Source organism: Streptococcus sp. GMD1S (assembly GCF_000296875.1).
Lineage (GTDB): Bacteria > Bacillota > Bacilli > Lactobacillales > Streptococcaceae > Streptococcus.
The window spans coordinates 1-705 of sequence record NZ_AJQY01000409.1; the positions used below are offsets into that span (position 1 = coordinate 1).

General features: G+C 46.7%; 1 protein-coding gene. It reads right to left on the reverse strand.

The window, feature by feature from the left end:
- Positions 1-705: solute carrier family 23 protein (locus GMD1S_RS10680; protein ID WP_000507332.1), on the reverse strand; the 705-nt coding region annotated here is incomplete at both ends.

The following is a 705-nucleotide window of genomic DNA, read 5'->3' on the forward strand; positions in this document are numbered from 1 at the left end:
AGACACCGTTGCGATGATACACATCATGACAATAGAGGAGATTTCAAAGGTTGGCACCCCAAAGTAGAGGGGAGTTGGGACATGGACAAGCGGTGCTGCTGCAACAGGGGAGAAATCAACCAAGCCCATGGTAGCAGCAATGGCAGTTCCAACAACCAACCCAATCAAAATGGAGATAGACTTGATAAATCCTTTGGTAAAGATGTTGATCAAGAGGATGATCAGAACAGTGATGGCTGCAAGCAAGAGACTTTGACCGGTTGGCTCTGGGACGTTATTTCCCATATTTCCAATAGCGACAGGAATCAGGGTCAATCCAATTGTGGTAATGACAGAGCCTGTTACGATAGATGGGAAGAGATTGGCTACTTTTGAGAAAATGCCTGAAACAAGAACTACGTAAATCCCTGATGCGATAAGGGCACCAAACATAGCACCACTACCATGGCTTTGGCCAATCATAATCAAGGGAGCGACAGATTGGAAGGCAACTCCGAGAACGACTGGTAGTCCAATCCCAAAGTATTTGTTGAGTTGGAGTTGGAGGAAGGTTGCCACCCCACACATGAAGATATCTGTAGAAATCAGGTAGGTCAACTGCTCAGCTGAATAGCCAAGGGCTGTCGCAATCATGATGGGAACCAGGATAGATCCTGAGTACATGGCTAATAAGTGCTGCAAGCCAAGAATGGCTGCTTGCGAGTG